Raw genomic sequence first — 23,262 nt, forward strand, 5'->3', positions numbered from 1 at the left:
GGGGCCGTTCCGGAAGGGGCTCAAATTTGCCGTTTCCGCGCCTTTTTTGTTGAGCGCGGGGTCAAAACGGGTAGGGTGTCTCCATGTCACGTTACAATGGAGAACAGGTTCTGGTGGTTCCCCGCGCCACGTTTGAAGAAGCGGGTTATTTCCAGGGACACCGGGAAGGCGGGGATCATTATCTGAATGCGTTCATGAAGCCGGGGGTCTCCTCCTTCATGGACCGGGAGGCGGCGGAAAACGACCCCTCCCACAAGCAGATCATCGCCTATGCCATTTTCTGCCACCAGGGCCGCATCCTGCATTACACGCGCGGCGGCTCCGGCGGTGAGGCCCGGCTGCATGACAAGGGCTCCATCGGCATCGGAGGCCATATCAATCCGGTGGACCGCCAGTCCGGCCATGACGATGTTTCCACCTATCTGGCCGGGGTGGAGCGTGAAATCCGCGAGGAACTGGTTATTGACGGGAGCTGCACCCAGCGGGTGCTAGGCGTGATCAATGACGATTCCAATGACGTGGGAGCCGTGCATCTGGGCATCGTCCATCTGTTTGAGCTGGATACGGACCGGGTGCGCGCGAATGAAGCCGCGCTGGCCAATCTCCGTTTCGTGGCCCCGGAGGAACTGTCCGGGGAGATGTTTGAGAAGCTGGAAACCTGGTCCCAGCTTGCGCTGGAGCTGTTTAAAAACAGGGGAGCCTGAAGCCTTGCGCTTCCATGAAGCGCCCGGCGGGCGTAGCAATACGCCTCCTCTTTCGTTTCCTTCCATGGGAAGCCCCCGCGGCATACGCCTGCGGGGGCTTCTTTCGTCCATCAGGGCCTGAAGAAAACAAAGGGCCGTTAATGGAAGATTTTTCTGCGCCTGCGCCACAGCAGGGCGGCCAGTCCGGCCAGACCCAGGGAAGCGCTCCCCGGCTCCGGCGCCTGGGCGAAGACCATGGCGGAATTGGCCTGGGGGTCCGTGGACATGGCCGCATCGTACAGGACGCCGTTGTTCAGGAATTTGATGTTGTCCAGACTGGCGGGAATCTCCGTCAGGGAAAGCGTGTAGTGGCTGGTGCCCGTAATGTCCACGATGACCTTGTCCGCGGTAAGTCCCTGAAGAGTCAGGGAGGCGTGTTCCCCAAGAATGAGCGTGGTCATGTCTGAAACTCCGTTCAGGACGAGTCCGCTTCCGGCTTCAATGGTCACGGTGAGCGCTCCTCCCAGGGAATCCAGCGTGGTGCGGGTCTGGTTGACGGCGGAAACATGGGTGAAGTCGCTCAGGGAAGCCTGGAAATGCTCCACGGTCACATGGTCCAGCACCAGGCTTCTGCCGCCGCTCACATTCGTGCCGCCGCTGATGGTTCCGGCATACTTGTCAAAACCGTAGGCCGCCGTCCCGGAGGAAAGATCCTGGATGCGCACGATGGAGCTGCCGTTGACGGCGCCGCCGGAACCGCCCCCGGAGATACTGCTCCAGGACTTCCCGTTGTGAAGCGTGGCGGAGTTTCCGGCCACGGTGACGGACGTATTTCCCTGAACGGTGCCGCCGGAGCCTCCCGCATACACATCCCCCTTGATGGTGCCCCCTGTAACGCGTACCGCGCTTCCCTCCCGGATGGAGCCTCCCTTGCCTGCGCCGTAAACGGAGCCGGCGATGACTCCGCCCGTGACGGTGGCGTTGGAACCGCCGGAAATGCAGCCTGTCAGGCCTCCCCCCATCACGTCTCCGTTAATGGAGCCTCCGTTGACGTAAACGTGCGTGGCTCCCCCGATGGTGGTTGTGCCGTTGTTGGCATTCGCGTAAATGCCGCCCATGATTTGGCTGGAAAAGGAGCCGGAGTTAATCAAGATGTCCACGTTCCCCTTGATATCCGTAGCATAGGATCCGACCACGGAGGAGGCGTTATTGCTGGTGAAGGTGCCGAAGGAGGCGTTTTCCGCGGAGAATTCCAGATAAACGTTTCCGGTCACGCCGGAGGCGTTCACGGCGCCGAAGACGGTGCTTCCGCCCGTGGCGGCGTCCGTAAAGCGCAGGGCGGCATTCCCGTTCAGCGTTCCGGAATTTCCATGGGCCCCGTACCAGGCGGAGGCCTGCCCTTCCTTGGCGATGGTCAGCCAGATGTCCCCCGTATAATTGCCGGTGCTGGCATACACATGCGTGGCGTTTCCGGAAGTGATGGTGACGTTCACGGAGTTTCCCAGCCTCCCGGAGGAGGCGTCCGCCTGGGCGCGGGCATCGAAGACGCCGGAGCAATTCTGGTTGGCGGCGGAATGCGTGAAGCCAGTTTCCGGCCACGCGATGTTGCCCTCCGGAGTGCCTGACGAGCCCCCGGAGTCCGCTCCGGCGGAAATAAAGGCGTTCTCTTCATTGACCAGCCCGGAAGTGGGTGGGGCATACGATCCTGTGCCATCCATGGACAGGTCTTTCAGGATGGCGTTTCCGCTGCCGTCATACTGGATGATGACGCCGTTGCAGCCGGAACCGGAGGTGACGGAAAGCGCTTCCCCGATCAGCATGTCCCCCAGCCAGACGTAATAGCCGCCTTTCAGCCCTTCCTGCTCATTGCCCGTGACGTAGGCCATGCGCAGGTTTTCCGTATTGGCGGACATGTCCAGGGAATACAGGATGGTATCCCCCCATTTGATATAGGCCTCGTTAATGTTGAGCGTGCCGTAAAAAGAGCCGTTCCCAAGGCTGACGCTGAACTGGTCCGAGAGATTCCAGCCGTTTGCCGCCCCGTCTCCCAGGACCAGGTTGAAATCAAAGGTAAAGCCGTTTTTCAGGGCCGTTCCCTCCGTCCATGTCCGGGAAATGGAACTTGTCCCCGCCTGTCCCAGGCTGATTCCTTCCGCGTTCACGCCAATGTTGGATACGGAAAAGCCCGCATCCGCCAGGTTCTGCACTCCGGTCCATGCGGGCGCTCCTGCGCCCTGGTGGAAGTTGACGGCCATTTCCCCGGCGTCCCGGCGCAGTTGTCCGGCAGAGCGGCCCGCATAGCCCATGGCTTTGGCGATGTTGCCAGCCATGAGCAGGTCTCCCTGGGTGTTGGGGTGGAGTCCGTCCGCCGCGGGATTGTTGAACATGGACCGCACCCCGTAAAACGGCTTGGAGGAAGCCACGTCAATGATCCCTCTGTTGACGTCGATGACCGTGACGCCCTGCCTGGACTGCCCCCAGGAATTCAGGGAGGCGTTATAGGTTTCCACCGCCTGGTGGGTGGCGTCCGAATTGCCGTTGGAATGCTGGGTCCAGCAGGGAATGGTGAGAACGATGACGTTCGCGTTGCCGTTGGCGGCGTGCATGGTGTCTACGATGGCGTCCATGTCCGCCAGAAGATCCCGGGTGACTGAATCAAGACGGCTGTCCAGGGTGGAATTGTCGCCGTCGGAGAGAAGGTCGTTGGTGCCGATCATCACGAAAAAGGTATCCGGTGTGTCCGTTCCCGTGAAGGTCGGGCCCTGGTAGGCTGCTCCGTTTGCTTTGGCATCGGAAAGCCCCAGCCAGTTGGAGATGTTGGAGCCGTCAAACCTGCTTCCGGTTTTCCTGCCGGATATTTCCCAGGCCCTTGCGCTTGCCTGGGAGGAATGTTCGTTGTTGAAAACCTGGCCGCCGTAGGAGGTTCCCGCGGTGACGCCTCCGGAATAGTTGCCGGTTTTCACGCCTTCCGCATGGTAGGAAATGCCGTTGTCCGCAAATATTTTATGGAGGGCCCAGCGGTAAGTGCCGCTGTTCATGCCGTGGGTGATGGAATCGCCTACGTACATGACGTTGCCCAGGTCCGTGCCCGCAGGGGCGGCGATGGCGGAGGGGAAAACCGCCAGCAGGGCGGCCAGGAGGGAGAGAGGGAGCCTGGTTTTCATCAAGGGGAGCAGGGGAATGAAACGGATGTTTGAAAAAAGTGAATAAAACGGCCATCCCTGAATGGACAGGGATGGCCGTGGCTGGAAAAGGCTAGGCTCTCCGGCGGCGTACCAGCAGCATGCCCAGGCCCAGCAGGCCGAGGGAGGCCGCGGCCGGCTCCGGAACGGCGCTCAAGGCGTATTCTTTCATCTGGTCTTCTGTCAGTGCTCCCAGGTACAGGTCAAAATTGTTCAGGGTATATTCCCCGGTGACGCCGTCCGGAGGAGTCCAGGTGTTTCCGGAACCGTCCTTGGCGGAAAAATTGAGCTGGTTCATGGTGACGCTGCCGAATTTGACCCCGGAGCCGTTCAGGGAGGCCAGAGTGGTCAGGGTGGACGTATCGTCCCCCAGCATGGCGGAAATAGTGACATTCCCGTCATTGTATGTGTAAAACAGGGTAAGGGCCTGTCCTGCGGAATAGCCGGAAAGCGTTTGCGTTTTCCAGGGGGAGGTGCCTGCCGTGCCTCCGTTGTAGTTAAAGCCGCCTGCGCATAGAGTGAGGTCTCCCGACTCCGTCAGCCGGTAACCCATCCCCTCCAGGTTCTTGTAATTGGAGGTGGTATTATAGGTAAACAGCAGGCCTACATCCGTCCCCGAGGTGGTGCCCAGGTCGGAAATGGTCAGGGCCATGGTCCATGGAGTGGCTCCGGAGCCGGTATGCACGGGCACGGAGGGAGAGGAAACATTCAGGGTGTCTCCGTTGCTTCCGTCATAAATGGTGTAACCCTTTGAATAAGAGGGATCCATTCCATTGATGGAAGCGGCGAAGGATAGACTGCCTCCCAGAACGGCGGCCAGGAGGGTCAGGTATGTGGTCTTCATATTGATTGCTGTACGGATTGGAGAAATGTTCCCGCGCAAGAGAACGTCCGTTTTTTATCGAATTCCTAATCCGCTTGTGGACCCATCCAATGCAAGCATGGATAAAGGCTAGAGAATCATGGGAAAAGGAATTGTCCTGAAAAGACCAGATCTTTTAAATTATGATGAATATCAATATTTTATGATAAACAATACATTTACCGTTAATATTTTTAATTGTTGACGGATTAGGAATCCGCCCAGGCGCTTGAAATCAGCTGTAAGAGCAGGAGCAGTATGGAGTTGCCCGTAATTATGGAATAGAAAAATCGTGGATAATTAATTCCTGAAAAACACGATGCAATTCTTTTACGCTATCTTGATTGTAAATGAATTGGTTCCAAATCAATTCCAAAACTGCTTCCGTCCCCCGCGGAACCCGAGCCGGGGAAAGGGAAAAAGGAGGTGGGCAGGAGATGCGATGCCCGGCAATCCGTGAAGCGGCGCAAACAGTGGATAATCCATTGACCGTCCCGCTCCGGACTCATCAATCCCTTCTGCCGGAAGCGGGAAGACCGCGGATGCCCGGCCTGCCAGGGACTGGGAAGGCGGCGCGCCTGTTTTCCGCTCCGCCGGAGAGCAAATTCCCCGGCAAGCTTGTACTTGCCGGGGAATGAAAAAAACAGTCAAGGAAACTCCCGATTTTAAGGGAGGAGCGTTTTTTATCGCTTGGGCGGGCCATCCATGATAGCCTTGTGGCTCATGTTCCAGCCGCCGCCCAGGGCCGTGTACAGGGAAACCAGCGTGCTGGCGTGCTGATAGTAGTACTGGGAAAGCTGAATCTGCGCAGGGTACAGGTTCTGCTGGGCGTACAGCACTTCAATGTAGTTGGAAAGGCCCGTGCGGTAGCGCTCAAAGGAGAGCTTCACCGCTGTTTGGTAGGCTTCCACGGCCTCTGACTGGATGGAGGTGATATTGCGCAGCTTGGCCCGCTGGATGAGCGTGCTGGAGACTTCCGCCAGGGCGTTCAGCACCGTCTGTTCATAGTCGTTGCTGGCTGCCAGGAATTCGGCCTTGGCTGCCTTTTCGGAAGCCGTCAGCTTGCCCGCCTGGAAGAGGGGGCCGGTCAGGTTGGTTCCAAAGCCCCAGCCGCCGCGGCGGCCCTGCACGTGGCGCAGGTCCGCGGAGGCTAGGCCGCCGGCCGCCGTCAGGGAAATGGTCGGGAAATAGTTGGCAATGGCTACGCCCACTTCCGCGTTGGCCGCGCGCAACTGGTATTCGCTCTGGCGGACGTCGGGCCTTCTGGAAAGGATGTAGGCCGGAATGCCGGCGGGAACCTTCACGTTGTAGGCGATGTCACGGGTGCTGCCGGAACGGCGGATGCGGCCGGGAGCGCGTCCGGCCAGGACGGAGACCGCGTTTTCCAGATTGGCGATCTGCATCTGGATGGCGGGAATCTGTGCCTGGGAGGAAGCCAGGGCGGCCTTGGCGGAGGCTACCTGGAGCCTGTCGCCCACCTGGCCTTCAAGCTGTTCGTCGAACAGGCGGAGGCTTTCGGAATAGGATTCCACGGATTTCTGCACAATGGCAAGCTGTTCGTCCAGCTGGAGGAGCTGGAGGTAGGAGTCGGCCACCTGGCGGAGCAGGGAGAGCATGAGAGCGCGCTGGCCTTCTTCGGAAGCGAGGTAGTCTGCGCGGGCCGCTTCCGTCATCCGGCGCGTCTTGCCCCAGATGTCCAGCTCCCAGGAGATGCCGGCGTCAATGGATCCGGGCGTCAAGGTATTGCCAACGGCGGAGGTTTGGACCACGTTGCCGCTGGTGTAGTTGGAGCCCTTGCTGAGGGAGCCGGAATAATCCGCCCACGGGAAGAGCGGGGCTTCCGTGATGGTGATGTACTGGCGGGCCTTTTCCACGCGCGCCATGGTGGCCTTCAGGTCACGGTTGTTTTGGTAGGTATCCGTCAGGAGGTCCTGGAGATCCTTGTTCTTGAAAACTTTCCACCAGGGCAGGTCCGCAATGGACTCCGTGGCCGCGGAGGCTCCTCTGAACGCCGTGGGCATGGGCATGTCCACCGGCTTGAAGTCGGGACCCATCATGCAGGAGGAAGCCGTGATGGCCGTGCCCAGCAGGATGGCGCGTGTGATGTATTGGTTCGGTCGCATAATGGCGTTTTGTCTGTTTTTAAATGGTTTCAAGGGCGGTTTTTACCCTTTCAGTGATTCATGGGCTTCATGGAAGAGGTGCTTCCGGGCGATGATTTCATCCGGATCCTCCGTTTCCACCGTCTTCCGGGCGATGCGGACACGGAAAAGCTTCATGATGAAGTAGAAGGAGCACGGGATCAGGAAGACGCCCACTACCGTCGCCATCGTCATCCCGGCAATCACCACAATACCGATGATGTTGCGGGAGTAGGCGCCGGAACCGGAGGCCAGGGCCAGCGGAACGCAGCCCAGGATGAAGGCGAAGGAGGTCATCAGGATGGGGCGCAGACGGATTCTGGCCGCGGAGAGCGTGGCTTCCATCAGCGTCTTGCCGCGTTCCATTTCAATGACGGCGAATTCCACGATCAGGATGGCGTTCTTGGCCGCCAGGCCGATGAGCATCACCAGGCCGATCTGCGCGTACAGGTTCAGTTCATACCCGAACCAGTACAGGCCCAGGAAAGCGCCCAGGGCCGCGATGGGCACCGTCATGAAGATGCTGAGCGGCAGGGACCACCGTTCATACAGGGCCGCCAGGATCAGGAAGACGAAGACGGAGGAGAGCAGGAAGATCTGCACGATGCCGATGCCGTTCTGGATCTTTTGTTCCTGATAGCTCATGTCTGCGTAGCTGTAGCCCATGTCCGTGGGCATGCTGGCCTCAAAGGTCTGTTCCAGCGCTTCCATGGCCTGGGAGTTGGAGTAGCCCTGGGCCGGGGTGACCATGAGCTTGGAGGAGTTGTACAGGTTCTGGCGCAGCAGGAATTCCGGACCCTTGATGTCCGTGATCTTCACGAGGGTGGAGAGGGGGACGGAACTGCCCGAGTCATTCTTCACATAGAAGTTCTTGAGCATGTCCGTTCCGGTGCGGTCGCTGCCCTGCGCCTGGATGTACACCTGCCATTGCTGGCCGTACAGGGTGATGTAGTTGATGAACAGGGAGCCCATGTAGGCCTGGAGCAGGCTGTTGGCCTCACTGATGCTGACGCCCAGCGTGGCGCATTTTTCTTCATCCAGCCGCACGTCCTTCTGTTCCACGGCAAAGGACATCACGCTGCGCACGCCGCCGTTCTTCTGCGGGTCGAATATCGGGAGCTTGCTGGCTTCCTTCACAAAAATGTCCGTTTGTTCCGCCAGGTATTCCGTGCCCTTGCCGTCGCGGTCTTCCAGCATGAAGGTGACGCCGTTGGCGGAACCCACCCCTGCAATGGCCGGGGGCTGGAAGCACATGGGGATGCCTTCCGGAACCTTGGTGCTCAGCAGGGCGTTGAGCTGGGCGGTGACCGCCTTGGCGCTCTGGTCCGGATTGGGGCGTTCCTCCCAGGGCTTCAGCATGACGAAGAAGAAGGCGTTGTTCGTGCTCTGCACCCCGGTCAGCAGGCTGAAGCCGGAAATGGCGATCACGTCCTTCACGTTCGGGTTCTGGCGGATGAGGTCTGAAACCTTGTCCGCGGCGGCCGTTGTCAGCTGGAGGGAGCGGGCTTCCGGCATGATCAGGGCGGAGAACAGGTAACCCTGGTCTTCGTCCGGCAGGAAGCCGTTGGGAATCTGCTTGGCTACGGGCAGGATGGCGTACGCGATCAGGGCCAGCAGGGGAATGGAGATGATGAGCTTGCGGGTCAGGAAGTGGCACACCTTGGTGTAGCCGCTGGCCGTAGCGTCATAACCGCGGTTGAAAATGCGGTAGAAGAATTTCAGCGGGCCGCCCTTGTTCGGGTCCTTGGGCTTGAGCAGGATGGCGGAGAGGGCCGGGGACAGCGTTAGCGCGTTGAACGCGGAAATCAGCATGGAAATGGCGATGGTCACGGCGAACTGCTGGAACAGCGTGCCCGTAATGCCCGGCAGCAGCAGGGAGGGCAGGAACACCGCCGCCAGCACCAGGGCGATGGCGATGACGGGGCCGGACACTTCCTCCATGGCGGCGAAGGCCGCCTGGCGTGGCGTGAGGCCGCGCTCCATATGGGATTCCACGGCTTCCACCACCACGATGGCGTCGTCCACCACCAGGCCGATGGCCAGCACCATGCCCATGAGGCAGATGGTATTCAGGGTGAAGCCCAGGAGCGGGAACAGCGCGAAGGTGGCGATGATGGAGACCGGCACGGCAATGGCCGGAATCAGCGTGGCGCGCCAGCCCTGGAGGAAGACGAACACCACCAGCACCACCAGCAGGAGGGCTTCCACCAGCGTGTGCTCGATTTCCTCAATGGAGGCGCGCACGGCCAGCGTGGTGTCCAGCGTCACGTTGTACTCCATCCCGGCGGGGAAGCTGCGGGCGCGGTCTTCAAAAAGCTTCACCAGGGCGTCCACCGTATTGATGGCGTTGGAGCCGGGGGCGGCATACACGGCGATGGCGCCTGAATCCCTGCCGTTGTATTTACTGGATACGTTGTAGGTCTGGGAACCCAGTTCCACCTTGGCGATGTCTTTCAGGTAAAGGAGCTTGTTCCCGTCCGCACGGATGATGATGTTGCCGAATTCCTCCGCAGTCTGGAGGCGGCCCTTGGTCTGGATGCTGTACGTGAATTCCGTTCCGGGAGGGGCCGGTTCCGCGCCGATCTGGCCGCCGGGAATCACGGTGTTCTGCGCCCGGATGGCGGACTGGACTTCTCCCACGGAGATGTTCTGGGCGGCCATCTTGGTGGTGTCCAGCCAGATGCGCATGGCGTAGCGTCCTGCGCCGAACACCTGCACGTCGCCCACGCCGGGAACGCGCTTCACGGGGTCCACCAGGCTCACGTACGCATAGTTGCTCAGGAAGATGGCGTTCAGGCTGTCATCCGGGGAATACAGGTTGATTACGGCCAGCGGGCTGCCCGTGGACTGGGTGATGGTGATGCCCATCTGGGAGACTTCCGCAGGGATCTGGGCGGTGGCCTGCCCGTAGCGCATGTAGGCCAGCGTCTGGTCCATGTTGGGGTCCGTGCCCACTTCAAAGACGATGCTCAGGGAGCAGATGCCGTTGTTGGCGTTGGTGGAAGTCATGTAGTCCATCCCCACGACGCCGGAAATGGATTGCTCAATGGGGGAGGCCACGGAGTTGGCCACCGTCTCCGCATTGGCGCCCGGATAGGTCGCCTGCATCTTGATGGTGGGCGGGACGATGTTCGGGTACTGCTCAATGGGGAGCCCCATCAGGGACAGTCCGCCGAGCAGGATCATCACGATCGAGATGACGATGGCGATGGTCGGGTGTTTGATGAAGAAGCTGGACATGGTATTAAATCATGAGAGTGCGCGGGAAAGGCGGGGAGGGGAGAGGGGCTTCCCAGGAGAGGGGGGGATTATTTGGCGGCGGGCTGGGCTTCGTCGTGCTTCATGCCTTCGGGCGTCTTGGCCTTTTCAAAGGACTGCGCTCCTACGGAAGGCATGACGGGCTGGGAAACGACAGGCTTGTAGGGCAGGGGCTTCACGGGGGACTGTCCCTGGAGCTTGGCCGCCTGCATGATTCCTTCCACTACGATGGGGCTGTCCTTCGTGAAGGAGGAGTGCGGCATGGGAACGATGTTGATCACCTGCATGCCGTCCACCACGGGCCCGAGGTTCACCACCTGCATGTGGGGAACGTTCTTGTCATCCAGATAAATGATGAATTTGGCGCTCTGGGCGGAGAGGATGGCGCGCGGGGGAACCAGCGTGGCGTTTTCCAAAGTCTTCACCGTGGCGCGGACGCGGACGAACATGCCGGGACGGAGCGTCAGGTTCGGATTGGGAATATGGCCCACGATGTTGATCGTGCCGGTCTGGGCGTCCACGTTTCTGTCAATGGCTACGGGTTCGCCCTGCATGGGGAATTCCGTGCCGTTGGCCAGAATGACGTCAAACTTGAGGTGCTTCTCCTTGGCCAGGTTGCTGTCCATGGAGTTCAGGAAGTCCTGTTCACTCACGGAGAAGTCCACGCGGATGGGGTCAATGGCGGAAATGGTGGTCAGCGGATTGGGGCTGGAGGGCGTCAGCAGGTTGCCGATGGAAGGAGTTGCCAGGCCCGCCAGACCGGAAATGGGGGCCGTGATGGTGGTGAATTTAAGATTGATTTTCGCTTCGTCCACCTGGGCCTTTGCCGTGGCGATGGCAGCCTCCGTTTCCTGGACCTGCTGCAGGGCGTCATCCAGCTGCTTGCGGCTGACGGAGCCGGTCTTTACCAGCGGCGTGTAGCGTTCCACGTCCAGCTTGTACTTCTTCAGCGTGGCTTCATACTGTTCCAGGCGCCCCTGGGCCTGGTCCAGCGTTGCCTGGAACGGGCGGGGATCAATCTGGAAAAGCACTTGGCCTTTCTTCACATAGGCGCCGTCCTTGTAATCCTTGGAAAGAAGGTATCCCGTCACCTGGGAGCGGATTTCAGCATCTTCCGTACCGCGCAGGGTGCCCACCCACTCCTGCCTGATGGGAACGTCCCTGGTTACCAGCTTGGTCACCTGCACTTCGGGAACGAGCGCCGGCATCTGGCCTGCTGAATCCTTTTTCCCTTCACAGGAAGTTAAAATCATCACCGGAGAGCACAGGAGCAGAGTTGTGGCGGCAATCGTCAAAGGCTTGTTGTACATAAATGGATGCGGTTGGTTGCAAGCTGGTGCCGGAAGATGCGGCAGAGCGAGCAAATTTTGCTTCTTTTTCTCATAAAGTCAACGCAAAGATGTGTTCTGATTCTTGTGAAATATCCGTAACCTTTGCATATTGAAGGGATAATTTAATTAAACAAATGTATAATATGTTGACTCCTCCATGCTCCTCTGCGGAGGCGGAACGGCGATCCTATCCGCGCCTTCGTTCAGGAGGCCAGCCGCCTCTTGCGGAGCATGGCGTCCATGCGTGGTTTTCTGCCCATGAAATCCATGAACTGCTGCATGGGCGGGACCGTATATCCCTTTTCCAGAATGGCCTTACGGAATTTCCGGGCGGTTTCCCTGTCCGGTCCTCCGGCCCGTTCAAAAGCTTCGAAAATGTCCTTGTCCAGAACTTCCGCCCAGCGGTAGGCGAAGTAAAAGGAGGCATAACCCGCCGGGGAGGAAAACAAATGGCGCGCCGTGCGCAGCTTGCCGGTTCGTTTGAAATCCTTGAAATAATCCATGTCTCCGGCTACGGCGGCGTCCACCTCGTCCAGGGGGCCGGCGGCGAAGCGTTCCGGGTCCGTGTGCACGGCCAGGTCCATTTTTGCGTACAGGAGCTGCCCGGCCAGGGCGAGGGCGGGCGTATTGCCGCGGGAAGCGTCCAGGGAGCGCAGCATTTCCTCCGGAATGGGGAACCCCGTTTTTTCATGGCGCGCGAAGCTTTTCAGCACGTCCGGATGCCAGCACCAGTTTTCCATGAACTGGGAGGGAACCTCCACAAAATCCCGCGGCACGCTGGTCCCTGCCAGGGAGGGAATGGAAACCCGGGTGAACATCAGGTGCAGCAAATGGCCGAATTCATGGAACAGAATCCTGGTCTCCTGATGTGAAAGAAGCACCGCAGCTCCTTCTGCGGAGGGATGAAGGTTCAGGCAGACCATGCCCAGGCGGGGCTTGCCCGGGTTTTCCCGCGTGGCCGGGCTCCCCGTGTCCAGCGCGTTCATCCATGCTCCGACCCTTTTGCTTTTGCGGGAAAAGAGGTCCAGGTAAAAGGATCCCAGGCGGTTGCCCCTGACGTCCTCAATGGTGAAAAAGCGCACGTCCGGATGCCAGGTCCCCACGGCTCCTGCGCCTTCCCCTGCCGGAACCTCCGCCACGCGGATGCCGTATAACCGCTCCGCCAGGGAAAACAGGCCGTCCAGCACGCGGGGAAGGGGGAAGTAACGGCGCAGTTCCTCCTGGTCCAGCCGGAACTGTTCCTTTGCCTGGAGGCTGGTGTAATACGCCACGTCCCAGGGATTCAGACGGGCGTTTTCCTGTCTCGTGAGACGGGCCTTGAGTTGGCGCAGCGCTTCCATTTCACGGAAAAAGGGGGCTTTTACCTTGTCCAGCAGCTCATTCACGAACTTCATGGCGTTTTCCCCGTTTCCCGCCATGCTCTCCCGCAGGGCGTAATCCGGATACGTTCCATACCCGCACAAATGCGCCTTTTCACGGCGCAGGGAAAGAATCTCCCGGATGACGGGTTCCGTATCGCATGCTCCCGTGGCGACGGTCTGGAGATGTTCCCATAAATCCTTCCGGCATTCTTCGCGGTGCGCCTTCTCCATCACCCGGGCGGAAGCCGCGGAATCCAGCGTAAACGTCCAGCCCGGGCCGGAATGGCCTGGGCTGCGTGACTGGAACTCCTCCCGCGCCTGTTGAAGAGCGTTGTTGTCTATCCCTTCCAGAAAGGCGGCGTCCCGCACCGTCCAGGTCCAGGACTTCCGCGCGTCCATGTACAGATTGTTGAAACGCTGTGAGGCGAGAGTCAATTCCCTGTCAATTACCTCAAGCCGCGCGCGCTTGTCCGGCGGCAGGTCCGCCCCGTTGTCCCGGAAGCTCTGCATGGTCAGCTCCATGTACCGTTTCTGTTCCGGGCCCGGATTGGTCTGCCGCAGGCGTTCCTCAGCGATTTTCAGGACGTTCCACAGGGCCTGGTCCTTCGTGACGGAGGAAAGGAAGGCGGACACGCGGGGCGCAACCGAATCCATGGCCTTGCGCAGTTCCGCGCTGTCGCACAGGCTTTTCAGGACATAGGCCTTGCGCATGCCTTCCATGAGGAGGTCATTGCTGCATTCCAGGGCGCCGAACGTGTTTTCATACGTCATTTCCTCCGGTTGGAGACGGCTGATCTCTTCCACGGCGGACCGGGTGAGGCGCATCGCTTCCCGGATGTCCGGTTCCAGCCTGTCCGGGGTCAGGCGGTTCCAGCAAATGGGGCGGCTCTTGTCCAGAAAAGGGTGGGTGGAAGAATCCGCCGGAGAGGGAAGGGCCGCGGAAAGAAAAAGGAGAAGGAGATGGAAAAACTGCCTGGGTAACCGCATGGCGGCTATCCTACCGGAAGCCCTCTCCCCCTTCAAGCCTTGTGCTTTTCGTGTCTGCATCCGGGGAAAAACCGGGCCCCGGTCTTGAACGGAACCGCGTTTGCATGTATGAACAAAGGCGATGTCCACCAAAATTTTCCTCTATGATACCACGCTGCGCGATGGAGCGCAGAGTGAAGACGTCAACTTGAGTGCGACGGACAAGGTCCGCATCGCCCGGCAGCTGGATTATCTGGGCATGGACTACATTGAGGGCGGCTGGCCCGGCGCCAACCCGGTGGAGACGGAATTTTTCAAGGCCATGAAGGACGTGGAGCTCAGGAATGCGAAGCTGGCCGCCTTCGGCAGCACGCACCATCCGTCCAGTACGCCGGAGACGGACCCCACGCTGAACGCCCTGGTTTCCAGCGGCGCGCGGGTGGCCGCCATCTTCGGGAAATCCTGCCCCCGCCATGTGGAAGTGGCGCTGGGCATCTCCCGGGAACGCAATCTGGAAATCATCGGCAACTCCATCTCCTTCCTTAAAAAGAATTTGGAAGAAGCTTTTTTTGACGCGGAACACTTTTTTGACGGCTTCAAGCGGGACCCGGAATACGCCCTGGCCGTGCTCCGCGCCGCCCATGAGCACGGCGCGGACTGCCTGGTCCTGTGCGATACCAACGGAGGCACCATGCCGGAGGAAATCGGTTCCATCATCCGGACGGTCAGGGAACGCCTTCCGCATGCCGCCCTGGGCATCCACGCCCACAATGACTGCGAGCTGGCCGTCGCCAACAGCCTGGCCGCCGTGAACAGCGGGGCCGTCCAGGTGCAGGGCACCGTGAACGGCATCGGGGAACGCTGCGGAAACGCCAACTTGTGCTCCGTCATTCCCAACCTTCAGTTGAAGATGGAGGGCTTTTCCTGCCTCAGTGACGCCTCCCTGACGCGCCTCAAATCCACCGCCGCCTTCGTTTCGGAAGTGTCCAACCTGGCCCCCTTCCGGCGGCAGCCCTTTGTGGGGAACGCCGCCTTCGCCCACAAGGGGGGCGTGCATGTGAGCGCCATCATGAAGGACTCCGCCCTGTACGAGCACATTGACCCCTCCCTGGTGGGGAACGCCCAGCGCGTGCTGATGACGGAGCAGGGGGGCAAAAGCAACATCCTTTCCCTGTCCCGTACCTTGGGCTTTGAACTGGAGAAAGGGGACCCGCTTCTGGACGTGCTCTCCGCCGCCGTGAAAAAAAACGCCGCGCTGGGGTATGACTACGTGGCTGCCCCGGCCAGCGCGGAACTGCTCTTCCTGCGGCACATGCCGGACAGCGCGCTGAAGCCGTACTTCAACATCCTGCGCACCGTGGTGCTTACCTCCCGCCATGAAATGGATCCGGACATGATGGTGGAAGCCTCTCTCAAGCTGGACGTCCACGGCAACGTGGAGCACACCGCCGCCGGCGGCTTCGGCCCCGTGCATGCGCTGGACCGCGCCCTGCGCCGCGCCTTGACGCGCTGGTACCCGGAACTGGAACAAATGCACCTGATTGACTACAAGGTGCGCGTGCTCTCACCCACCCGGACGAACATTCCGGACGCGGCGGAGGAAAACGGCACCGGCTCCAATGTGCGCGTGCTCATTGAATCCTCGGACGGCGTCGCCACCTGGACCACGGTGGGCGTCTCCTACAATATCATTGAGGCCAGCCTGGAAGCCCTGGCGGACGCCGTCACGTACAAGCTCTACAAGACGGAGCAGGCCAGATGGCGCGCGGAATGCTGATGTTACGGAAATTTGTTGTCTTTTAGAGGGAATAACGCACTACACCTGGTTAACTCATTGAGTTAACCAGGCGTACTTGGACTCAACTGTAAAAGCAGGACAGTAGTTCTCTACTGTTTTTTATGGGTTTACTTCTCTTTTTCTTTAAGAAATTTTCGTCCTAAGTTACTTTGATATAGAAACTCTGTTTTTTTATTTCTACCGATTGCTCGATCAACCAACGGCATCATTTCTTTTTCTTCATAACCTGCCATCTTGAGGTAATTAAATATTTCAGAGGATTTCTCAGGATAATTAAGAAGAAGTATGTTGATTAGGATTCCTTCCCGGCGGTGAAAATACCATTCAATTGAAGAATTTCTGAGTTCCTTGACCACCATTTTATTGGCCAGATCTCTTTGTTTATCGTATTTTTCCCGTATAGCTTTCTCATAGGCTTTTCTTTTTTCTTCCATTTCCTGATCTTTGGCTTTGTCTGCCTCACTTTCAGGCTGTTTCCAATTCCTCTCGTATAATTCCTCTTCCTTAACGAATTGGCTCCATTTGTCCATGAAGGCCTTTTGCCACGCAGTTTCCCGCTTTTTCTGGTAGTTGCGATTTTCTTCTTCTATATTGGGCCGGTAATAATTGCGTAGCGTCCGTACCGTAATTGCTGCATAGATGGAACATAATCGAGCTGTTTCCTTTTTTTGGGATGGCGGCCTGTTTTGTGCGAGATTTGTTTTTGAAATAATGTACAGATCATCCATGACTCTTTCCTTGAGTTTAATATCGCTTTTTAAAAAGCTGCCCTCGTGGAGAGGGTCGTTTTCCTCCATTTCAAAAAGAGGAGCTGAAACGACATAGCTGTCAATCAGCAGTTGTCTATCTATCTGGTCTCCAACTAGTATTTTAGGATCTGTGTATAATTCATGCTGGTCAATGGCGGGTTTTACCGTTTCATAGAATTTCTCCAATTCTCCTTGTTCTAAAAGTAACTTGAGTTTTTTTAAAAAAGGTTCGTCATTAAATTTCCGGGCTTGTTCACTAACAGGGATATGAAATTTCTTCATGATGGACTCTGCTGCCTGAATGTTTGGGATTGCCGTCAACAGGAACGTCATCACAATCATGGAAAGGGAATGTATAATGGGATGCATAAGTACAAGAGAATATTATGGTTTGAAAATATGATTACCGCCCGTCGTTCGTTCAACAGAGCATTCTTCTTTTTTTTGCGGATCGACAAGAAATTTCTTAACTCTTATATAAAATTGATCGTTTGGCTTCCTGTCAATATGGAAACGTTGGTAAACAGTAGCAATATCGCAAATCCCTTTCATGTCTGGGGATTTGAACGTCCTGAAAAGACATTTCCAGGTGAATTCATTGGGATAGGAATGCTTGTAAATGGGATTTCCTTGATCATCAAGGGACTTGATTTCATTCAAGATTTTCCGAGATATCTTACTTCGTATATGATCAGTTTTTTCGAAACGGTTTTCCTTGGTAATAATACAGTTACTGTCAGCATCATGTTTTTCGGCAAGGCTTCCCACCGGACCTTCGAACCCTTTGTCTTTTTCGATAATCCTGACTCCAGCATAGCATACGTCAAGAGGATGAACTGATACTTGAAGTGCAGCGGAAGCTCCTGGAACATTACTACCGTTTTCAGGACAATCAGGTAAAGATACTCCTTTGAGGATGCCTCCCAGAGTTTCATGTTCTGCGGTGAGTTGTTCGGGAAAAACGACTTCGAATTCGATTGGCTCAGGAAGAGCTATTCCCTGCTGGGTTTGAACCTCTATAACAAGACCACCGGCTTGTTGAATTTGCTCTTTGCTGGTATAAGGGCTTATTTGGAAGGTTGCTGATTCTGGTTTATCCTTCTCATTGGTTAACTCTCCCATAATTAGTTCTTTTCCCTTTTTTACTTTCCATTGGATCTTCTCTTTTGGCTCCAGAAGGACATTCTTTTTACTGATTAGGGTTACTGTTACCTCTTCTCCAATGCCAATGCGTTTGCGCTCTTTGTCCTTTTCTTTTTCTTTCTCAGTAGCATCTTTATTACGTGCAATCCTGGCTGAATAGTTGGACGTTTCTGAGATGATTTCCATGATATTTTCTGAAGGTTCGGTGTCATCTGCGGCAAGCTGAAACACAAAACAGGAAGAAAAAATCATACCGTACAAAAGAGGAGAAGGTATTCTTATTTTCAACATAAGTCATGAACTATAAAGGAAATAAAATAATGGTGCAGGAAATAATCATGTCAAACATTTTTTATGAGAAGAATAACGAACCAAAAACACGTCGTCAGATGAAAGAATAAAAGAGTTTTCAGAAATTTTCCTGATAGTTGCTTGCCATAAATGAGGCGGCTAGGTTGTGTTCATTTTTTGAGACCATTTTATTATTTGTTAGAGTTGATCTTGAAGTATGATTCTTAGAGATTGTTTGTTAATTATTTCAGTGTTGCAGCTAAAAACACGGTGGAAGGAGTGCTGTTCCGTCCATCCCCGCCCGTAGGTTTCGGTGTATCTGCCCTTGCAAATAAAACATTGACCCGCCGAGAGGGAAACTCTATCCTGAAAGCCTCATTCAACCGGAGGAAGATTACAGCCGTGGAGGACGATATTATTTGCACAGAAAAAATCATTGCGGAACGCAAGACGTTCTTTCTTGATCTCAAACAGAATGCGCGCGGCAAAGTGGTGCGTATTACGGAAAAGGTGAGTTCCAACCGGGACCGGATCATGGTTCCCGCGGAAATTCTGGATGATTTCATCGCCGCTCTCCAGGATATCCGGGAAACGCTGAAGCAGCAGGGGGAATAAATCCCCCTGTTTTTTCTTCTTTTTAACGATAGCGGGGCTGTGGCTGTCCCGCATTTTTCAGGTATCCGGATAGGTGAATATCCGGCAGGCAAAAAGTTGCTTTGTCTGAATTAGGCGTTGTCAAAAATAAAAAAGGGAGTATTTTTGCTTCCCGGTTTTGCCGTCCCCTTATCTCTGTATTCCGGCGCATGCTGCGTTCCGGAGGCGCGGGGGGCGGAATGTTTATGGCAACCATTAGTATTTCAGACACATGACGACACAACAGGAATTGACTCCGGAGCTGATACGGGCCGCGCTGACCACGGTTAAATTCCCGGGTTTCAGCCGCGACATCGTATCCTTCGGGCTGGTGAAGAAGATCGACATTGACGCTGAAAACAACGTCACGATTGATTTGGTGATTGAGAGCAAGAATGCGGATATTCCCCGTTACATTTTTGAAGGCGTCCACGGCGTGATGAAGCATTTGCCCGGCGTGAAGCATTGCGACGTCAACATTGAGCACAAGGCCCCGGAAGCCAAGAAGGGAATCAACGATGACCCCTCCACCTGGAAATCCTCCGTTCCCGGCGCCAGGCATGTGATTGCCGTGGCCTCCGGCAAGGGAGGGGTGGGCAAATCCACCGTTTCCGCCAACCTGGCGGTGGCCCTGAGCAAGCTGGGCTATTCCGTGGGCTTGGTGGACCTGGACATTTACGGCCCTTCCATGTCCCTGATGTTCGGCACCAAGGAACGTCCCGGCGCCAATGAGAATGACGAATTTCTTCCGGTAACGGCCCATGGCGTGAAGCTCCTTTCCATGGGGCTGCTGATTAACGAATCCGATCCTGTGGCGGTGCGCGGCCCCCTGGCGACGCGCTACGTGCAGCAGTTCCTGCGCAACGTGGCGTGGGGGGACGTGGATTTCCTGATTCTGGACCTGCCGCCCGGCACCGGAGACATTCAGCTCACGATTGTCCAGACGGCTGAACTGGATGGCGTAGTGGTGGTCACCACCCCGCAGGAGGTCGCGTTGATTGACGCCCGCAAGGCCATCGGCCTCTTTGAACGGGTGGAAACCCCCATTCTGGGCGTGATTGAAAACATGAGTTATTTCCAATGCCCTTCCGACGGCAAGATTTACCACATCTTTGGCGAAGGCGGCGGCGAGCGGGAAGCTGCCAAGCTGGGCGTGCCCCTCCTCGGCAAGATTCCGCTGGACATCGCCACCCGCTCCGGCGGGGACGAAGGCCGTCCTGTAGCTCTGGAAGACCCTGAGCAGAACCCGGTTTCCGCCGCGTTCCGCCAGGTGGCTGAACAATGCGCCCGTGTGGTGCTTGACCGCTGAATGTCCGGACGGGGCAGGAGGCCCCGGTCCGGTTGATACCCTTAACCTTGAAGCCGGGTTGGAGCCTGTCGCTCCGGTCCGGCTTGTTTGCCGGCATGTTCCGGCTCCCTGAAGGAGGAATGCATGGAAGGAAAGAAAGAAATGAATAAGACGTGGAATTTGAAGGAGATGAAAAAACTGATACCGCTAGCCCTCCCGGTGCTGGTGGTCAACCTCTCCATTGTGGGCATGGGAGCGGTGGACGCCATTGTGGCCGGGCGCGCCGGAGTGACGGACATGGCCGCCGTAGCGCTGGGGTCTTCCGTGTATCTGCCTGTAGCGCTGTTCGCCTGCGGCGTGCTGATGATCATCGGCCCCGTGATTGCCAACATGCGGGGGAAAAGCCATGAAAGCCGCGTGGGTTACATGACCAACCACGGCTTGTGGCTGGCGCTGATGCTCAGCCTGGTTTCCATGCCGGTCATTTATGTGCTGAGAAACGTGTTCGGCTGGATTTCCGATGACGTCGCCATGTGCCAGATGGCTTCCGCCTACATGTTCGCCATTATGTGGGGACTGCCCGCCAACCTGGGATTCGTGGCCCTCAAGAGCCTGAACGAGGGGTCCAACATGACCCGGCCCGCCATGTACGTGGGGCTGTGCGGCCTGCTGCTCAATATCCCGCTGAACTACATCTTCGTCTTCGGCCTGTACGGTTTTCCCCGCATGGGCGGAGCGGGGTGCGGCGCGGCCACGGCAGTCATCTTCTACATTGAATTCCTGCTGATGTTCCTGCTGGTCTACCTCAATCCCAAGCACAGGCCGTACCGCAGGCACATCGTTTCCTGGCGGCGTCCCACGCCTTCCGTCATCACTCACCTCATGCGGCTCGGCGTGCCGATCGGCGTTTCCCAGTTGTGCGAGGTGATGCTCTTCTGCGCGGCCGCGCTGGTGCTGGCCCCGCTGGGAGAAACGCAGGTGGCCAGCCACCAGATTGCCGGGAACGTGGGCGGCCTGGTCTTCATGCTTCCGCTCTCCGTAGGTCTGGCGGCCTCCATCCGCGTGGCGTACCACCACGGCAGGAAGGACCTGGCGGGCACCAAATCCGCCGTCCTGTCCTCCTATGTGCTGGTGCTCACCATCTGCCTGTGCACCTTTGGCGGCATCACCCTGTTCCGGGAGCAGATCGTGCACTTGTACAATGATTCGGAGATGATTGTCAGCACGGCTTCCGTCCTGCTGATTCTGGCGGCGGCCTACCAGCTTCCGGACTGCCTCCAGGTGCTCTCCGTCGGGGTGCTGAGAGGCTTCCGGGACACGGCTTCCATCACCGTCATCACCTTCTTTTCCTACTGGATCGTCGGGTTCCCGGTGTGCTACATCCTGGCCCGTACCAACTGGATTGTTCCGGCTATGGGCGCGCGCGGCATCTGGATAGGGTTCATCATCGGCTTGTCCGTGGCTGCCGTGCTTCTGCTCTGGCGGGTAAGGCGGACCACCAGACGGGAGTTCGCCCTGATGAGGCAGGAAGGAGAATAGGCAGGGGAGGAAAAAACAGTGTTCAATCAGGAGGGAAGATTTCCCTTCCTGATTCTGTTTTTCAGCAGGTCCGCAACCTCTCCGGGTTGCGGTACGTTCTCAATAATGAATTGCCTGCGCCTGCCGTATCCCAGAATGAGATGGCCCGTGCCGTTTTTGTGCAATTTCTGGTGCACGTATTTCAATTTGCGGATAGGATAGGTCCGGACTGTCTCCGTGATGAACAGCGTGTTGGGCTTGATGATGGTGATCAGTCTCCGGTTCGTCACGGCATAAAGGCTGTTCCGTCTGCGCGGGCGTTCCAGCCACGGGGCCGCCAGAAAGTTAATTAAGAAAATCAGGAGAATATAGGAAACGGGAAGTGAGGCCAGGAGCAGAAGCAGGAACGCCAGGCCTGAGTGTGACCATACCCATCTTGTTCCCGTCATGAACACGGCCAGCAGCATGCAGCCTTGCAGCAGCCGTTTTACGACGGTCCAGGTTCAGAGGCGTTCTTCCGGATGTGCCGTCCACAGGATTTCCTCTCCCGCCTGAAGCTTTGCGGACAGAATTTCTTCCGGGGAACGGATGGGGCGGGGATGGCGGCTCACGGCAGGATGGTATAGGAAAGAAGATAAACCGTCAAACGTACTGTTAGTTAAGGCATTGATTCATGGGTGGAAGGAATTGCCGGAGGATGGAAGAGAAAAAATGATTCCCATTTTTTAAAGGTTGAAGGCCTGGAAACGTGGAGATCGTAGAAGGTTGCCAGGCGTTGGACGGGATGAAGAATATTCCCCAAGGTATTCGGCAAAGACATTTTCCGCAGGGTGGAACATTTTCAATAGCAATATTCTGCCGCATGTCTGGTCTTTTTCTGCCGTTTTCCCTTGTGGAGAAAAACAGTTCTTTTATACTAAGCAGAACCGTACCATTTGATGCTTTTATATGTCTTTAACTATTAAATCAGAACAGGAATGCCGCTGGGACATTGCCTCCCTGGGTGAAGTGATGCTGAGGCTGGACCCCGGAGAAGGGCGCATCCATACCACCCGTTCTTTCCGCGTGTGCGAGGGCGGAGGGGAATACAACGTAGCCCGCGGGCTAAGGCGCTGCTTCAGGATGCGCGGCGTTATCGTTACCGCCATTTGCGACAACCCGGTAGGGCGTTTGCTGGAAGACTGCATGCTCCAGGGCGGCCTGGACATGGATTACGTGTCCTGGAAGCCGTTTGACGGCATTGGCCGCGATTGCCGCGTGGGTCTGAACTTTACGGAGCGCGGCTATGGAGTGCGCGCCGCCGTGGGCTGTTCCGACCGCGGCCTGAGCGCCGCCTGCCAGATGAAGCCCGGCGAGGTGGATTGGGATGCCTTGTTCGGCAGGGACGGCGTACGCTGGTTCCATACAGGCGGCATTTACGCGGGCCTTTCGGAAACGACCAGCGCCGTGGTGCAGGAAGCCGTGCAGGCCGCCCGCAGGCACGGGAGCATCGTTTCCTATGACTTGAATTACCGCCCCTCCCTCTGGAAGAGCATCGGGGGGCAGGCCCGTGCGCAGGAGGTGAACCGGGCCATCGCCCCCTTTGTGGACGTGATGATCGGCAATGAAGAGGATTTCCAGGCGTCCCTGGGACTTTCCATTGAAGGGAGCACGGAGGATTTTTCCCGCATTGACCATGAGTCCTACCGCCGGATGATCCGCCGTGCCGTCAAGGAGTTCGGCTTCAAGGCCGCGGCTACTACGCTGCGCGTGGCCCGAACGGCCACGCTGAACGACTGGGCGGCCATGCTGTATTACGACGGTGAATTTTATGATTCCGTTTCCTTCCCGAACCTGGAAATCCTGGATCGCGTGGGGGGCGGGGATTCCTTTGCCTCCGGCCTGATTTACGGCCTGCTGTCCGGCAAGGGGCCTCAGTACGCCGTGAACTGCGGCTGTGCCCACGGCGCGCTGGCCATGACCACTCCGGGGGATACCTCCACGGCCACGCTGGCGGAAGTGGAAAAAGTGATGAAAGGCGGAACCGCCCGCGTGGACCGTTAACCCTTTAATTCTTCC

Annotated in this window: 15 protein-coding genes; 6 read left to right on the top strand and 9 right to left on the bottom strand. The window is 57.3% G+C overall.

The features are described 5' to 3' along the window. The first annotated feature begins 83 nt into the window (after positions 1-83). Positions 84-704, top strand: a complete 621-nt coding sequence (locus tag J5W70_RS10385; protein ID WP_022397996.1) for a hypothetical protein — start codon at positions 84-86, stop codon at positions 702-704. A gap of 137 nt (positions 705-841) precedes the next feature. Here the strand turns inward: J5W70_RS10385 and J5W70_RS10390 are convergent, their stop codons facing one another. From J5W70_RS10390 to J5W70_RS10415, 6 genes are all read right to left on the bottom strand, one after another. After that, positions 842-3,847: a GDSL-type esterase/lipase family protein gene (locus J5W70_RS10390; protein ID WP_022397995.1), complete on the bottom strand. Its 3,006-nt coding sequence runs from the start codon at positions 3,845-3,847 to the stop codon at positions 842-844. Positions 3,848-3,938: 91 nt separating this feature from the next. Then, on the bottom strand, positions 3,939-4,709 hold the full coding sequence (locus J5W70_RS10395; protein WP_022397994.1) for a PEP-CTERM sorting domain-containing protein: 771 nt from the start codon (positions 4,707-4,709) through the stop codon (positions 3,939-3,941). A 701-nt stretch (positions 4,710-5,410) separates the two neighbouring features. Next, on the bottom strand, positions 5,411-6,850 hold the full coding sequence (locus tag J5W70_RS10400; protein ID WP_022397993.1) for an efflux transporter outer membrane subunit: 1,440 nt from the start codon (positions 6,848-6,850) through the stop codon (positions 5,411-5,413). A gap of 42 nt (positions 6,851-6,892) precedes the next feature. Further along, positions 6,893-10,108 (bottom strand): efflux RND transporter permease subunit, encoded by a 3,216-nt coding sequence (locus J5W70_RS10405; RefSeq protein ID WP_022397992.1) that lies wholly within the window; start codon positions 10,106-10,108, stop codon positions 6,893-6,895. 68 nt (positions 10,109-10,176) lie between these two features. Then, positions 10,177-11,436 (bottom strand): efflux RND transporter periplasmic adaptor subunit, encoded by a 1,260-nt coding sequence (locus J5W70_RS10410; protein WP_102722257.1) that lies wholly within the window; start codon positions 11,434-11,436, stop codon positions 10,177-10,179. Positions 11,437-11,660: 224 nt separating this feature from the next. Further along, positions 11,661-13,805, bottom strand: coding sequence for a M3 family metallopeptidase (locus tag J5W70_RS10415; protein ID WP_022397989.1), 2,145 nt, complete (start codon positions 13,803-13,805; stop codon positions 11,661-11,663). A gap of 121 nt (positions 13,806-13,926) precedes the next feature. Here J5W70_RS10415 and cimA point away from each other — a divergent pair, with 121 nt between their 5' ends. Then, entirely contained in the window at positions 13,927-15,561 is a 1,635-nt protein-coding gene (gene cimA / locus J5W70_RS10420) for a citramalate synthase (protein ID WP_102736659.1), read from the top strand. Between the two features lie 128 nt (positions 15,562-15,689). On the opposite strand, the gene J5W70_RS10425 is transcribed toward cimA, so the two are convergent. Further along, the gene (locus tag J5W70_RS10425) at positions 15,690-16,673 is read right to left on the bottom strand and encodes a hypothetical protein (RefSeq protein WP_102742217.1); all 984 of its coding nucleotides are present in this window, start codon (positions 16,671-16,673) and stop codon (positions 15,690-15,692) included. A 42-nt stretch (positions 16,674-16,715) separates the two neighbouring features. Then, complete coding sequence (locus J5W70_RS10430; RefSeq protein ID WP_180973760.1) at positions 16,716-17,726, bottom strand: hypothetical protein; 1,011 nt, start codon at positions 17,724-17,726, stop codon at positions 16,716-16,718. Positions 17,727-18,167: 441 nt separating this feature from the next. Here J5W70_RS10430 and J5W70_RS10435 point away from each other — a divergent pair, with 441 nt between their 5' ends. The 3 genes from J5W70_RS10435 (at position 18,168) to J5W70_RS10445 (ending at position 21,225) form a co-directional block, all read left to right on the top strand. After that, entirely contained in the window at positions 18,168-18,380 is a 213-nt protein-coding gene (locus tag J5W70_RS10435; protein ID WP_012421062.1) for a DNA/RNA-binding protein, read from the top strand. Positions 18,381-18,630: 250 nt separating this feature from the next. After that, positions 18,631-19,707, top strand: a complete 1,077-nt coding sequence (locus tag J5W70_RS10440; RefSeq protein ID WP_022397985.1) for an Mrp/NBP35 family ATP-binding protein — start codon at positions 18,631-18,633, stop codon at positions 19,705-19,707. Positions 19,708-19,848: 141 nt separating this feature from the next. After that, positions 19,849-21,225, top strand: a complete 1,377-nt coding sequence (locus J5W70_RS10445) for an MATE family efflux transporter (RefSeq protein ID WP_180971123.1) — start codon at positions 19,849-19,851, stop codon at positions 21,223-21,225. 26 nt (positions 21,226-21,251) lie between these two features. On the opposite strand, the gene J5W70_RS10450 is transcribed toward J5W70_RS10445, so the two are convergent. Continuing rightward, complete coding sequence (locus tag J5W70_RS10450) at positions 21,252-21,671, bottom strand: hypothetical protein (RefSeq protein WP_022397983.1); 420 nt, start codon at positions 21,669-21,671, stop codon at positions 21,252-21,254. 481 nt (positions 21,672-22,152) lie between these two features. Here J5W70_RS10450 and J5W70_RS10455 point away from each other — a divergent pair, with 481 nt between their 5' ends. Further along, positions 22,153-23,247, top strand: a complete 1,095-nt coding sequence (locus tag J5W70_RS10455) for a sugar kinase (RefSeq protein ID WP_022397982.1) — start codon at positions 22,153-22,155, stop codon at positions 23,245-23,247. Positions 23,248-23,262: the final 15 nt, after the last annotated feature.

This window comes from Akkermansia massiliensis (assembly GCF_018847375.1).
Taxonomy (GTDB): Bacteria; Verrucomicrobiota; Verrucomicrobiia; order Verrucomicrobiales; family Akkermansiaceae; genus Akkermansia; species Akkermansia massiliensis.